Source organism: Gemmatimonas phototrophica, from assembly GCF_000695095.2.
GTDB classification, from domain to species: domain Bacteria; phylum Gemmatimonadota; class Gemmatimonadetes; order Gemmatimonadales; family Gemmatimonadaceae; genus Gemmatimonas; species Gemmatimonas phototrophica.
On sequence record NZ_CP011454.1, the window covers coordinates 2,400,494 to 2,414,287 of the forward strand.

Annotated in this window: 14 protein-coding genes; all 14 read right to left on the reverse strand. The window is 63.7% G+C overall.

The genetic code is table 11. From position 1 onward, the window contains the following. Positions 1-28: 28 nt before the first annotated feature. Positions 29-895: a tol-pal system protein YbgF gene (gene ybgF, locus GEMMAAP_RS10190; protein ID WP_053334467.1), complete on the reverse strand. Its 867-nt coding sequence runs from the start codon at positions 893-895 to the stop codon at positions 29-31. 29 nt (positions 896-924) lie between these two features. Next, positions 925-1,482, reverse strand: a complete 558-nt coding sequence (gene pal, locus GEMMAAP_RS10195; protein ID WP_026850651.1) for a peptidoglycan-associated lipoprotein Pal — start codon at positions 1,480-1,482, stop codon at positions 925-927. A 104-nt stretch (positions 1,483-1,586) separates the two neighbouring features. Next, positions 1,587-2,882 (reverse strand): PD40 domain-containing protein, encoded by a 1,296-nt coding sequence (locus tag GEMMAAP_RS10200; protein ID WP_158514808.1) that lies wholly within the window; start codon positions 2,880-2,882, stop codon positions 1,587-1,589. 34 nt (positions 2,883-2,916) lie between these two features. After that, entirely contained in the window at positions 2,917-3,678 is a 762-nt protein-coding gene (gene tolA / locus GEMMAAP_RS10205; RefSeq protein ID WP_043581625.1) for a cell envelope integrity protein TolA, read from the reverse strand. Between the two features lie 2 nt (positions 3,679-3,680). Beyond that, positions 3,681-4,094: a biopolymer transporter ExbD gene (locus GEMMAAP_RS10210; RefSeq protein WP_026850648.1), complete on the reverse strand. Its 414-nt coding sequence runs from the start codon at positions 4,092-4,094 to the stop codon at positions 3,681-3,683. Between the two features lie 3 nt (positions 4,095-4,097). Then, on the reverse strand, positions 4,098-4,838 hold the full coding sequence (locus GEMMAAP_RS10215) for a MotA/TolQ/ExbB proton channel family protein (RefSeq protein ID WP_053334465.1): 741 nt from the start codon (positions 4,836-4,838) through the stop codon (positions 4,098-4,100). Next, positions 4,835-5,812, reverse strand: a complete 978-nt coding sequence (locus GEMMAAP_RS10220) for an NAD-dependent epimerase/dehydratase family protein (RefSeq protein ID WP_026850646.1) — start codon at positions 5,810-5,812, stop codon at positions 4,835-4,837. The genes GEMMAAP_RS10215 and GEMMAAP_RS10220 overlap by 4 nt, the downstream gene beginning before the upstream one ends. Before the next feature lie 165 nt (positions 5,813-5,977). Then, the gene (locus GEMMAAP_RS10225; protein ID WP_026850645.1) at positions 5,978-7,432 is read right to left on the reverse strand and encodes a LysM peptidoglycan-binding domain-containing protein; all 1,455 of its coding nucleotides are present in this window, start codon (positions 7,430-7,432) and stop codon (positions 5,978-5,980) included. 209 nt (positions 7,433-7,641) lie between these two features. After that, a complete protein-coding gene (locus GEMMAAP_RS10230; RefSeq protein ID WP_053334464.1) occupies positions 7,642-8,151 on the reverse strand; it encodes a single-stranded DNA-binding protein in 510 nt (169 codons plus the stop codon). Positions 8,152-8,259: 108 nt separating this feature from the next. After that, positions 8,260-8,769, reverse strand: a complete 510-nt coding sequence (gene rimI / locus GEMMAAP_RS10235; RefSeq protein ID WP_082821222.1) for a ribosomal protein S18-alanine N-acetyltransferase — start codon at positions 8,767-8,769, stop codon at positions 8,260-8,262. 11 nt (positions 8,770-8,780) lie between these two features. Continuing rightward, on the reverse strand, positions 8,781-9,488 hold the full coding sequence (gene tsaB / locus GEMMAAP_RS10240; protein ID WP_053334462.1) for a tRNA (adenosine(37)-N6)-threonylcarbamoyltransferase complex dimerization subunit type 1 TsaB: 708 nt from the start codon (positions 9,486-9,488) through the stop codon (positions 8,781-8,783). A 45-nt stretch (positions 9,489-9,533) separates the two neighbouring features. Further along, positions 9,534-11,012 (reverse strand): HD-GYP domain-containing protein, encoded by a 1,479-nt coding sequence (locus GEMMAAP_RS10245; RefSeq protein WP_145979085.1) that lies wholly within the window; start codon positions 11,010-11,012, stop codon positions 9,534-9,536. A gap of 139 nt (positions 11,013-11,151) precedes the next feature. After that, positions 11,152-11,622 (reverse strand): tRNA (adenosine(37)-N6)-threonylcarbamoyltransferase complex ATPase subunit type 1 TsaE, encoded by a 471-nt coding sequence (gene tsaE, locus GEMMAAP_RS10250; RefSeq protein WP_158514809.1) that lies wholly within the window; start codon positions 11,620-11,622, stop codon positions 11,152-11,154. Between the two features lie 4 nt (positions 11,623-11,626). Then, positions 11,627-13,726, reverse strand: coding sequence for an excinuclease ABC subunit UvrB (gene uvrB / locus GEMMAAP_RS10255; RefSeq protein WP_026850642.1), 2,100 nt, complete (start codon positions 13,724-13,726; stop codon positions 11,627-11,629). Positions 13,727-13,794 lie beyond the last annotated feature (68 nt).

Genomic DNA, 13,794 nt, shown 5'->3' on the forward strand with positions numbered 1-13,794 from the left:
TAGGGGATTCCAAAGTAAGCGGCAGCCCTTAACGGAGCGTCTTGAGCGTTTCCGTGGCCAGTTCTGCCTCGTCGCTGCGCGGGTAGCGTGCGACAACCTGCTCGAACAACTGGCGCGCCTGTGCGGTATTCCCCTGCTTCAACACCAGCTGGGCGCGCTTGTACAGCGCCGTGGGGGCTTTGGCCGACGACGGGTAGGCACTGACGACGGCGGCATAGGCGGCATCAGCCGCCGGCACGTTGTTCTCTTTGGCCAACGACTCCGCAATCCAGAACTGGGCATCCGAGGCGTAATCGGATTGCGGGTAGTTCGTAATCAGCTCCTGAAACGTCATGCGAGCCGTTGCCGTGGCCCCGCGAAGCAACTGGTCACGTCCCGTGGTATACAGCTGATTGGGACCAGCCAATACCGAAGTCGTGTCAACGGCAACGGCCGGTGGTGTCGTCGCGGGAGGATTCGACCGACTGCTCCCACTGCGTCCGGACGGTGCCGGATCAGCCGACGGCGCCGGCGCCGTCGGTGGAGGCGTCATGGTGTTTCGCACCTCCATTTCTGCCCGCAAACGCGCAATGGTGGCCTGACTCTGCCCCAGTAGCGTTTGGATCTGCAACAGCTGTTCACGAACCCCACGCATCTCGCCGCGCACATCGCCCTGGATGCTTACGGTACGCGCGCTGACCTTGGCCAGTGAATCACTGGCCACCTGAATCAGTCGCTGCGTTTGCGCGAGTGCGTCTTTGTGCTCCTGCTGGTTCTTCAGCATCTCGGCGCGCAGCGACACGATATCGCCTTGGACAATGCGAACATCGCCACGCGTCGCAAAGCAGCCCCCCGTGGCGCCAAACGCCACGAGGGGAAGCAGACGCCACACACGGTGGAAATACGGTTGGAACATGTCAGTCTCTCCGGGTGTGGCGATGCAGGTCAGCTGGCGGGCTTCAGATTCTCGCCGCCGGCCATGATTTCGAACTCGTCACGACGATTCTTCGACCACGCTTCTTCCGTGGAGCCCTGCACCGCGGGACGCTCGCGGCCGAACGACGACGTTTCGATGCGCGAGGCATCGATGCCACGGTCGGTCAGATAGCGCTTGGCCGCTTCGGCCCGACGACGGCCGAGCGCAATGTTGTATTCGTCGCTACCGCGTTCGTCGCAGTGTCCGGCGACCCGGATGCGCAACGCCGGATTCGCGTTCAGAATGGCAATCTTCGCATCGAGCGAGGACCGGGCATCATCACGCAGTTCGTCAGCGTCGTACTCGAAGAAAATCGTCTCCAGCAACCGCATGCGGGCCGACGCCACTTTCTCGTTGTAGGCGGCCATGGTGTCCACCGGCGTAGCCCGCGGCGGCGCACGGTCAGGCACACGCTCAGCGGGCGTGGACGGCGGCGTGGGTGCCACGGTCGGCTGCTTCTTTTTGCAGGCGCCGAGGACGAGCGCCGAGGACATCAGGACCAGCATCACACGAGAGCTACGCATCATCTTTTCAGGCTCCGGAGAGTGAGGGGGGAGACCAGCCACTGCACGACAACACCAACGGGCGTACCCTGTGGAGAGAACACGCCTTTACAACTGAAAAGCTGCGACTACTGCGCCAGCAGGCGTGGAGACCACGCCGACAAGCGCGTTTCCGGCCCGCGCGTCAACTGCCGAGCACGACCGGTTTCGGTATCAACAACCCACAACTGACGCACCCCACTGCGGTTGGAGGTGAGCACCAGATGACGCGAGTCCGGCGCCCACGAGGGGTCGTCGTTCCGGCCATCGTTCGTCACCTGCCGCACCGACTGGTCGCGCAGATTGATGGTCATGATCTGAAACGTGCCACCGTTGCGGGACTGAAACGCCACAAGACGACCGTCCGGCGACCAATCCGGCCCCGCACGATAGTCCCGATCGCCAAAGGCCGCCGCCGTCAGCAGTTCCGCGTTCGTACCATCCAGATCGCTAATATAAACCTCCGGATGCCCCGAACGATCGGACATGAAGGTCAGCCGCTGTCCGTCGGGGCTGAATGAGGGTTGGGCGCTGGCCCTTCCCCGACCCACGGTGATGCGGCGGGGCGCGCCCCCCTCCATGGGCTGGACATAGAGATCCGTCCCACTTTCGGACCCTCGGGCGTACACCAGCGTCCGACCGTCAGGCGAGATGGCCGGCGTCGTGTGTTCAATGCCTGACGCGCTGGCCAGCGTACGCTGGGCCCCCGTCTGCAGATCGGTGAACATGATGGGGTTCCGGACCCCGTCGAGCACGCTGTACACCAACCCACGGCCCGTGGGAAGCCACTGCGGTGACATGCCGGACGGCGTGACCGCGGTGACGTTGGCCCCATCGCTGTCCACGGTCCATACCCGCCCGCCCCGCGTGAAGGCAATTCGGGTCTGGGCAATGCCACGCTGCCCGGTCACCCACTCTTCCACCGCATCGGACACGCCATGCACCGCGAGGCGCCAGGCAGCGGACAGCGCCGGCGACGGCAGGGCGAAGTCCTTCTGGCTTCGGATGCTCTTGAGCCCGACATCATGAAGCACGACACGCACCCACCCGCTGGGCAGAACGGTGCCCTGAACGATGCCATCCACCCCCAGCTTGGCGAACAACGCCCAATTGATGGTGCCCGTGATTGCCGGCGCGGCCGATGACCCCACCACCGTGAAGCGATCGCTGTAATCGAGGTCGCGGCTCATCATGGCGGTGAGCGAGTCGCCATTGGCCCCGCGTACCGGCACCACGATCAGCGTCGTCTTCTCGCCCGGGCGGTACTGGAGCCCCAGACTGACGCCCTTGGTGGGCTGGGCGCTGGCGACACGCGTCGGCCCACTCAACACCGACAACACGGCGCACATGCCTGCAACGAATCGGACAAACGGGAAACGGGCCATCAACACGGTGGGAAGAAGAGAGAAGGCGGAGCGCTCACTGCGGTCGCAATGCGTAATCGAATGTGAAATACACCACCAGCACATCATCTGCCCAGCCGGTTGGCAAGGGGCCAAAACTGCGGGAGGAGCCCACCACCTCAATGGCCCCCATGGCATCAAGATCATACAACCGATCGCCCGACCGTTTGACTACCTCGATACCCACCACGGTGCCATCGCGCCGAATCATGAACTTGAGTTCGGTGACCAGCGCGGCCGAGACCTTTCGCGGCGACCAATTGAGCGCAATTTGCCGCACGATATTCGACAGGTACCCGGGATAGGGGAATGCGATCCCGTCGGTGCGCACGTTGGCCACATCGGCGCCTTTCGTCCCCGTCGCTCCCGCTCCGGACTTCGGCGCGACGTTCTTGCGTGTGGTTGTAGCGGCCGGGGCATTTTTCGCCCCACCCTTCTTGGTCCGGTCGGTGGACGGCGTGGCCTTGGGCGAAGGCAAGGTCTTCTTGGCCTTGGACGCCGACGGCATCGTCTTTTCCTCTTCCACCCGCTCGGCACCAGCAACAGCATCTTTTGCCGCAGTGGCCTCGTCGACGGGCTTCTCAACACCAGCCTGCCGCAATCCCGCCTGACCAATCAGTTCCACCCGATAGACGGGTGGCCGTGGGGGTTCAGGGCGACTGCCCGCCCACAGCACGACGCCAAGCAGGGCCACGTGCACCAATGCCGACAGCGCCATTCCACCGCCCAACCCGCGGCGCCCTGCCACGGACGAACGAGATGCACTGACGGTCGCCATACTCAGCGATTCTCTTCCGGCTCAGCGACGAGTCCCACTTCCGTGATGCCCCGCGCCTTCATGGCGGCCACCAGTCGGATGACCGTGCCGTAGTCCACGCTCTTGTGCGCACGCACAAACACCCCACCGCCGCCCTTCCGGTCCGACAGCGCCTTGATGCTCCCCGCGAACTCCTCGTAGGTGAGCTTGGTGTCATCCACGAAGATCTGGCCCGTGCGGTCAACGGTGACCACCAAACCGTTCTTGGGCTCCAACGGCTTGACTTCGGCCGAGGGCAAATCGATGTCCACGCCGCCCTGCATCATGGGCGCGGTGATCATGAAGATGATCATGAGCAGCATCATGACATCGATGAGCGACACGACGTTGATCTCGCCGTTGACGCCCATGCGCTCCCCACGTCGGCCACGGCGCATGGGTTAGATCCGCCCCTCGCGCACCATCAGGGCCACCAGCTCCGAGCCGAAGCCCTCCAGCTCATTGTCAAACCGATTCAGTCGCGACGCAAACACGTTGTAGGCAAACGCGGCGGGAATGGCCACGGCGAGTGCGGCCGCGGTGGCAATGAGCGCCGTGGCGATACCCGGGGCCACGGCGCCGATGTTCCCCGAGCCCTTGGTGGCGATGCCTTCGAAGGCTTCAATCACCCCGAGCACGGTGCCGAACAGCCCGATGAGTGGACTGACACTGCCAACGGTCGCCAGCCACGGAATGAATCGCCCGAGCTCTTCCCGCTCGCGCCCCGACTGCGAGTCAAGCACCAGGCGGAGCGCTTCCACTTGTGAGCCAGACAAGCGCGCCGTGCGATCGGTGGTGGCTCCCAACGCCGGCTTGGTGTCATTGATGAACTGCACGGCCCGCGAAAAGACCGCCGTGAACGGGCTCGCCTTTGAACGCTGGGCCATCAACATGGCGTCATCAATGCCCCGCGCGCGCTCAAATTCGCGCACGAAGGATGCACCGCTGGATTCCGCCACACTGAAGGCACGCCACTTGGCGAACATGATGGCCCATGACAACAGCGACAACACCGCCAACAGCAAGAGCACGGCCTTGGTGACCGGATCGCTGGTGAGAATGAGCTCAAAGAACGACCGCGGGGCGGCACTCCCGCCTTGAGTGGACAGCTGCAGCAGGAAGAGCCCGCTCACCGCGCTCACGCCTTGGCCTCGGCGGCGAGTCGCGCGCGGCGGTCGGAAAAGAACGTGAAGGTGTTGGTGAGCCCTTGCGACAGTGGCACCTTGGGTGACCACCCCAACACAGTGCGAGCCTTGTCCGTCTGGAGCGCAGACCGGGCGAGTTCACCAGCCCGGGCCGGCGCATAATCGATGGGGGCCGTGGCACCGGACACCGTACGCAGTGTTTCGGCGAGCGTATTGACCGAGGTTTCAATGCCGGTGCCAATGTTGAAGGCGCGGGCATCAAGACGGCCTCGGGGGGGCAATGTGGCCGTGGCGGCGGCAAAGTTGGCACCGGCCACATCACCTGCGTAGACGTAGTCCCGGGTCTGCTCGCCGTTGCCGAACACGGTGAGCGCGCGCCCATCGAGCAACCGGTTGCAGAAGATGGCCACCACGCCGGCCTCACCATGCGGGTCCTGACGCGGACCGTATACGTTGCCATAGCGCAAAGCCACGGTGTCGAGTCCATGCACCCGACCGTAGTACGCGAGATAATACTCCACGGAGAGCTTGGCGATGCCGTACGGCGCTTCCGGATCCTTCGCAAAGGATTCGGTGCTGGGGGGCGGATCGAAATCGCCATACAGCGCCCCACCCGTGGACGAGAAAATCGTCCGCGTGGGATGTCCACCCGTGCGCACGGCTTCCATGAGGTTGAGTGTCCCGAGAATATTGCGCGTGGCATCATAGACCGGGTCGAGCACACTGCGGCGCACATCAATCTGTGCAGCCAAATGACACATCACGTCAAATTTCCCATCACGCACCAACGTCGCCGCGTCGGGCGAGGTGATGCAGCCCCGCACGAAGCGCGCTGCCGACGGAATGTTTTCTTCACGACCACTTGAGAGATCGTCAAGGATGGTGACCTCCCATCCTTCGGCCAGAAACCGGTCTGCCACATGGGAGCCGATGAATCCCGCACCGCCCGTCACCAGGACTGAATTCGCCATGCCGTGTGCAGCCTCTCCATTGGGGTATTGAGTTGTGGATGTTCGCAATGTAAACACGCGCCGGGGCCCACGGGGCACCCGGCGCGTCTTGAACTGCAGGAACTTCAATGTGGGAACGTTTACATCGCGCAGGAACGTGACACCCCTGCGGCATCTCAAAAAAGATCAGGGCGCTTTGGCGTAGCGGCGTGCGGTCATCCCCACGCTGATTTCGGTCTGGTACTGACGCGTGATCACGGTCGCCGAATGATCTCGCTCCGCGCGGACAACACGGACGGTTGCCACCAGAGCCTCCGTGCTTCCCTTGGCAATGCGGCGGTACACCGCGAGCTCATCGCCGGCCTTCAATCCCTGCGCGCTTCCAGCCCCCACGAGGAGAAAACTCTGGAGCGTGGGCATGGCTTCCTGCCCGTCGAGCCAGCTGACTGTGGTGCTCACGTCTGGTGCGTCGAGCTTCACGGCCTTGACCCATTCCGCGTTGGACTCGCTCGCGACCAACAGGCGTTGTCCTTGTTCAATCCGTCCGGTCTGCCGGCGGACCATCGCGAGGGCTGGCTTCCCGGCGTCTGCCTTCACCACCTCAATGACGCCGGTCGGGTACACCAGCACTTGTCCTTTGGCGAACGTGCCTGGGGTCACGAAGGTGATGAGGCGGTCACCCACCTTGTAGCTCCCCTTCGGGGGAGGCTCGAGCTCCACTTGATCCGTCTTGATGGCACGCTGCGGGTATGCTTCTCCCGACGTTTGCGGGGAACCCACACGGGCCAGAATGCGCCCCACATTCACCAGCGACTGCTCACCCACCAGAAACGGAGCCGCCTCATACTCGGCGGTACGTGGTGCCGGTGTGTTGGGACGCAAGACCGCGCGGGTGCGCCGTTCGGCCTCAGCGGCGTCTGGCAGATCGCGGTGGAAAACAGTCACCACCTCGCTGGCTTTCCGGGAATCCACTTGGGCATCCTGATCAACCAGTCCAATGCGAAGGACGGTGCGTTCGCCCATCATGGTCCCAACCGTCGGCGTCAAGTTTGCCTTTTCGGTCTCGGAGGCGGCTGGTGCCGTCGGTGCTGCGGGCGTTACGGGCGCGGTCACACGGGCCTTCGCCCCCGCGCCTGCGTTGCCTTTGCCCGCCGTCTGGCCGGCCAAGGAACCGGCCGGTGCCCGGGAGGAGATCTCATCAGGCTTGGGCAGGGTGCCTTCCCCAGCCTTTGTCAGCGCCGCCTTGGGGACAGTACTGTCCGCTGGGGCGGCAGCGACCTCGGCAGCCTTCGCTCCACGAACGGTGGGGCGGGCTGGTACGGTAAGCCGCATGCCAACCCGTAGGGGCGGCTCATCCGTGATGGGGATACCGTTGCGTCGTGCCAGGGACTGCCACTGGTGTCCGTCACCGTAGTAACGGGCGGCGAGGCTCCAGAGCGTCTCGCCGGCCTTCACCACGTGCGACTTGGCAGCCGCCTCCTGCGCGGCGGGCTTCGCGTCCTGCGCATGGAGCAGCGTGGGACGCCACACCAGCAACAGGGCGAGGGTAGCAAGAACGGCAACAACCAGGCGGCCCAGCATGGCGGTCGCCTGACCGTGCGGATTGGCGGTGGAGGCGTGCGCCCGGTTGGCAGCGCGCATCGGCAAACCTCGACAAAGGGATGGTCTTGTGCGTCCGGTATTTCAGGACGCGGGTACCCGCACAACACCGCATGCAAGTCCCCATATCGCAGACGCCTTCGGCGTCACGGGGTAACGAGCCAATCCCACCGCCGCTGGCCTGGATCATTTCATTGGTGGCACTTCCATAACGCCGGATCCCCGGGCGTTATGGGACCTGCTTCTGCAGATCAGAACGGCAAATCGTCGTCTTCGTCGGCGAGCGCACCGGGGAAGTCATTGAAATCATCGCCGCCTGCCGCTGGAGCGGCCGCCTTGCGGGGCGCCGACGGTGCCGGAGCCCGACGAGGCGCAGAGTCCATGTCGTCGCCCATGCCGCCGGAACGCCCACCGCCCCCGCCCAGGAGCATCAACTCCTTAACCTTGATTTCGGTGGTGTAGCGCGTCTGCCCCTCTTTGTCCTGCCACTGACGATATTCGATCTCCCCTTCCACGTAGATCTTTTCGCCCTTCTTGACGTACTTCTCCACCACGTCGGCCAGGCCGCTGCCGCGCGCACTGTTCCACACCACGCAGCGGTGCCACTCGGTCTTTTCCTGCTTGTTGCCCGTCTGGTCCGTCCACTGCCGGCCCGTGGCCAGCGAGAACGTCGCCACGCGGCCACCGGTTCCTACGGTGCGGATTTCGGGATCACTCCCGACGTTGCCAATCAGAATGGCCTTGTTCAAGCTGCGGCTCACGATGCCTCCTCGAAAATCGAATGAACTGCTGATGTGGTATCGAACGACCGGATAATACAGGAACCGGTCTGACAATGCGTGACCGGAAACTCGCCCATTGTCCCGTAATTACGCAGAGCTTTCCGTCGCTCCGGGAAGCGTGCGGCGGAGCACCAAGGCATCCTCGGTCGGATGCTGATAATAGCCACGGCGGCGGCCAACCATTGAGAATCCTCTCGCAGTATACAGGGCGCGGGCGGCCGTATTCGAGATACGCACCTCGAGAAACACCTCGACCACCCCTCCCGCATCAGCCCACGTGAGAGCGTCATCCAGCAAGCGACCGCCCATTCCCTGCCCACGCGCCGCGGGGGCCGTACAGATATTGGCAATTTCTCCCTGATCGGCAGCCCGAAGGAGAATGCAGTAGCCCAACAGCTCCCCGTGAGGATCGGCAATAACCCTCAGGCGCGCGTAGTCGCGCTGCAACAGGTCGGTAAAGGCGGACGGAGGCCACGCGTCGCTGAAGGAAGCCGCCTCGATGGCAGCCACCGCTTCCACATCAGCCGACGCCATGTTCCGAAGCGTCAGGCCGTCCGTGGCCAGCCCCGGTGACGCCCCGTCTCGCCCCAATGGCACGGACGCGGTCGTTACGACGACACGACTGGCGAGTCTGGCAACGGCTTCCCGTGCGACTCCTCCCACTTCACCTGCGCCTCAGCCAGCCGCCCATATATGGGCTCCCATCCCTCGAGTGACACGGCTTCGTCGCGCCAGCGGCCCTGCGCTCCGGCCAGATCCCCAACGGACGGTTCCACGATACAGGGCTCGTCCCCAAAGGGAGAGGCACACACCGCCACCCGCCCAGCCGCCGTACCGGCCGCTTCCAGTTGTGATGCCGGGATGCGCGCCAAAGGACCTGACGGGGATACCGAGCCTTCCGCGGACCGCTCGACGGGGAGCACATAGCGCTCGCCACGCAGCGCGTCGGCGTGCACCAGATAGCGCCCAGGCGCCAACGAGGGCGATGCGGTGGCTGCTGCCACGAGGAGCGATGGCACCGCGTACAAGGCACAGCCCGTTCCATGGGCCAGCCCCTTGGCCAATGACGCCGCAATGCGCAGCGACGTGAAGCTACCTGGGCCTTCCCCACACACGACCCCCTGAAGTACTCGAGGGCTCAGCCCGTTGGACGCCAGCAGATGCTGCATGGCCGGGAACAGGCGGTCCTCACGGCCAACGCCCATGGGCACCACTTCTACACCGGCAAGCCCGCCATCAAGCCAGAGTGCAACCGACCCGACGGCGGTCGATGCCTCAATGGCGAGCAGTGGCGCGGTAAAGGAGAGAGAAGGCACACAGGGATTCTACCTCCCCATCCTCCCGCGACGAACCCCCCGGCGTCAAGCGACCCGGTGGGATCGTGAGTCTATCGACTGAACGGGGATCACTTCCTGGAGCTGCTCGAATCCATCCTCGGTCACCGTCGCCAAGGAGGCAAAAATCCCGGTCTCCGCCAGACCTACCGCCGCCTCGAACACCTGGGGATCAAACGCGGTCCCGCGATCGCGAGCCATGATATCGACGACCGTGGCAACGGGCAGGCCATCACGATACGGGCGATTGGCCGTCAGGGCCTCATAGACGTCGGCCACTGCAAGGACGCGGGCCGTGAACGACAGCTGTTCTCCGCCCACGCGCCACGGATATCCGCGACCATCCAATCGCTCGTGGTGGCGTGCCGCATCAGGGGCGAAATGGCGGAATGCCGACACGTGGTCAAGAATCTCCAGCGTCCACGCGGGGTGTTTGCGAATCTCTGCGAACTCGTCGTCGGTCAGCTTGTCTGGCTTGTCGAGGATGCGGTTGGACACCCCGAGCTTGCCAATGTCGTGCAACAGTCCCGCACGCAACATATCGCGCGAGCCTGCACCATCCACGCCAAGCGCACCAGCAATTCCGACCGCGTAGCGTGCCACGTTTGTGGAATGCCGCGCCGTGAACGGTGTCTTGGCGTCGATCACGGCCGCAAACGCAAACGCGATGCGGTCCAGTCGCTCGTCGGTAGCCACCAGGGGCGCACTACCCGGCTCCAGCGCCACGACCGATTCCCCCAGTCGTTCACTGTCGGCCAGCTGCGACCACCACGCCGCGTCGCGACGGAATGCCAGCAGATGATCCACCATCGTTGGATCAAACCACGTCCCGCGACGCTTCCGCGCCATCTCCATGGCGGCCTTCGTTCCCTGTTCGCTCCAGAATGCTTCCACGGTTTGCGCCAGCAGAATGATGCGGGACATGAGCGGGATCTCTTCTCCGGCGATGCCGAAAGGATGCCCCAACCCACACCAGTGTTCATCCACATACAGAATGGCTTCCGAGGTCGCCGCCGGGAACCCGAGCACCTGCGCGATCTGCGCGCCACGCTCACACCGCGTCTGAATGATGTCCCGGGTCAGCGTTGGTGTTTGCGCGACCATGAGGAAGTGGCGAATGCGATGCACCGGGTTGAGCCCTACCCCGCAGCTCCTCGCCGTTCGCATGGCCAGCGTCCAGCGATCGTGCCAGTCCACCAGACGCATGTTTCGCTTGAGCTCCTGATCGGGACTGCCAAACAAGGCCGACATGCGCGCGGCATTGCTGGAACAGCCGGAGTCCTTCAGGAGTGCCGCATAGTACAACGCCTCCAGCTCGGCGCGCCCTAATCCCGCGGCCTCCCCAAGGCGCATCGCCAGCAACGTGCTGCGCAGCGTGTGCCCCGGTCGCTGCCCTTCAGTGAGGTCCAGGGCGTACGTCAACGCAGCAATGACGTCGGCCAATCGCACCGTGCCGACGCGGCCGGCACCAATCGCCGCAGAAGGTTTCGGAGTCAGTCGTGGCACGATCACCGGTCATCTAAGGCCCGTCCCGCGTGGCGCGGGTCTCTCAAGTAACGAGTATCGGACGCTCAGGTTACCAAACCAACGGGACGAACAGGCGGCCCCAGACTACCCACCTGTGGTCCGGCTCGCGCGATGACGATTAGCGCCGGGTGGGTGACACCACGCGCAGCACGCGCCGCATGGGGTCGGTGGCGTCATGTGACAACGTGATGGTGATGACGTCGTGCGGCAGGGTGTGAAGCGCTCGCTCCGGCCACTCCACCAACAGCACGGCCGCGGATGCCATCAGCTCGTCCCAGCCAAGCGCATCCAGTTCGGCGTCGCTCTTGAGACGATACAGGTCAACGTGAACGACCGGCCCTCTCGGCGCCTCATATTGCTGCACCAGCGAGAAGGTTGGGCTGGTGACGGCCGCCAGATTCGGGACGCCAATACCAGCGCACAACGCCTTCGCCAACGTCGTTTTGCCGACCCCGAGATCTCCCTCGAGTGCGATGATCGCGGGGCGCGGCAACGCCGCCCCAACCGCCTTCCCCCACGCTTCAAGTGAATCACGATCGGGAGAGCGCGGCGCCCCACGGGCCAGCAGATGTTCGAGGGCGTGACTCAACGGCTCAGCGCCCACGCTTTCCTCCCGCCCGACGCATGGGCGCACTGCCTGGCGGTCGCTTGGGCGCCGCCGTATTGCCACGCGCTTGCGCCGGCTTCTCCCCCAGCGCGGTGCGCACCTCAAACAGCTGATCGCGCAATCGTGCCGCCGCCTCAAAGTCCAATGCCGTCGCGGCCTCCCGCATGGCCACTTCCAACTCCCCAACCAACTGCTCCAGTTCGGGGCGGGAACGCGCGGTGCTCTCGCTCTTCAAGCGCTTGGGCGCCGGCGCCTCCCCTTCACGTTCCACACGAGCATCGGCCACGCGCGTAATGAATCGCACTTCGTCCACGCTCTTGCTGACCCCGGTCGGCACAATGCCGTGCGCCACGTTGTGCTCATGCTGAATGGTACGCCGACGATCGGTTTCATCCATGGCGCGCTGCATGGAGCCGGTAATGCGATCGGCATAGAGAATCGCTCTGCCGTGCAAATTGCGCGCCGCGCGCCCAATGGTCTGGATGAGCGAGCGATCACTGCGCAAAAATCCTTCCTGATCGGCATCAAGGATGGCTACCAGGGAGACCTCCGGCATATCGAGTCCTTCGCGCAACAGATTGATCCCCACCAACACATCGAACTCGCCGAGGCGAAGACCACGGACGATCTCCATGCGCTCAATGGCATCGATGTCCGAATGCATGTAGCGCACCCGAACGCCCATCTGCTGCAGGTAGTCCGTGAGATCCTCCGACATGCGCTTGGTCAGCGTGGTGACCAGCACCCGTTCACCCTTCCGCTCGCGCACGTGAATCTCGTGCAGCAGATCATCCACCTGCCCCTTCACCGGTCGGACCTCGAGCACCGGATCGAGAAGTCCCGTAGGACGGATGACCTGTTCTACCACGACCCCCTCAGACAGCTGCAACTCCAGCTCCCCCGGGGTGGCGGACACATTGATGAGCCGCGGCACGAGTTGCATGAACTCATCGAACACCAGCGGTCGATTGTCCAAGGCACTCGGCAAACGGAACCCGTAGTCAACCAGCGTGAGCTTGCGCGCCCGGTCGCCATTGTACATCGCACGCACCTGCGGCAGCGTGACGTGCGATTCGTCCACCACGACCAGAAAATCATCCGGGAAATAATCCAGCAAACACGCCGGACGTTCGCCCGACTGTCGCCCGCTGATGTGCCGCGAATAATTTTCGATGCCAGCACAGGTCCCGATTTCCGCCAACATCTCCAGATCGAAATTGGTGCGCTGCTCCAGTCGCTGTGCCTCGAGCAACTTCCCAGCCATCCGCAGCTCGGCCAGGCGCTCCGCCAATTCGTCGCGAATGGCCTTTGACGCCCGCTCAATCGTGGGACGATTGGTAATGAAGTGCTTCGCCGGATAGATCGCCATGCGCTCCAGCGTGGCTATTGTATCTCCAGTGACCGGATCGATCTTGGAAATGCGCTCGATTTCGTCGCCCCACAGCTCCAGCCGTACCGCCTGTTCCTCGTAGGCCGGATAGATCTCCACGGTATCGCCACGCACGCGAAACGTGCCGCGATCGAAGGCGACATCATTACGCAGATATTGAATGCCGACCAGAGCGCGCAGAATATCGTCGCGCGGGATCTGTTGCCCGCGCGCCAACGACACCATGCGCTCGCGATAGGATACCGGATCACCCAGGCCATAGATGGCCGATACCGTGGACACGATCACCACATCTTCTCGTTCCATCAGCGACGACGTTGCCCGCAAGCGCAGCCGATCAATGTCTTCGTTGATGCTGGCGTCCTTCTCGATGTATGTATCGCTTGAGGGGACGTAGGCTTCGGGCTGATAGTAGTCGTAGTACGAGATGAAGTACTCGACCGCATTGTTCGGAAAGAACGATTTCAGTTCCCCGTACAACTGCGCCGCCAACGTCTTGTTGTGCGACAGCACGAGCGTGGGCCGCCCCCATTCCTCAATGACGTTGGCAATCGTCATGGTCTTGCCGGAGCCCGTGACGCCGAGCAACGTCTGGATCCGATCGCCGCGATGCAGCCCGGATTTGAGTTCCGCAATGGCGCGCGGCTGATCGCCGGCGGGCGAAAATGGCGAATGCAGGCGATACAATGAGCTCATTGCCGGAATATAGCGCTCATCGGCATTTCTTCGGTATCCCTTTCCGGCAACAGGCCGCAACCGCTGCG

Bases quoted from the DNA above. Each gene is read 5' to 3' on its own strand.
- ybgF (WP_053334467.1), bottom strand. From the start codon at position 895: ATGTTCCAACCGTATTTCCACCGTGTGTGGCGTCTGCTTCCCCTCGTG.
- pal (WP_026850651.1), bottom strand. From the start codon at position 1,482: ATGATGCGTAGCTCTCGTGTGATGCTGGTCCTGATGTCCTCGGCGCTC.
- GEMMAAP_RS10200 (WP_158514808.1), bottom strand. From the start codon at position 2,882: ATGGCCCGTTTCCCGTTTGTCCGATTCGTTGCAGGCATGTGCGCCGTG.
- tolA (WP_043581625.1), bottom strand. From the start codon at position 3,678: ATGGCGACCGTCAGTGCATCTCGTTCGTCCGTGGCAGGGCGCCGCGGG.
- GEMMAAP_RS10210 (WP_026850648.1), bottom strand. From the start codon at position 4,094: ATGCGCCGTGGCCGACGTGGGGAGCGCATGGGCGTCAACGGCGAGATC.
- GEMMAAP_RS10220 (WP_026850646.1), bottom strand. From the start codon at position 5,812: ATGGCGAATTCAGTCCTGGTGACGGGCGGTGCGGGATTCATCGGCTCC.
- GEMMAAP_RS10225 (WP_026850645.1), bottom strand. From the start codon at position 7,432: ATGCGCGCTGCCAACCGGGCGCACGCCTCCACCGCCAATCCGCACGGT.
- uvrB (WP_026850642.1), bottom strand. From the start codon at position 13,726: ATGAGCTCATTGTATCGCCTGCATTCGCCATTTTCGCCCGCCGGCGAT.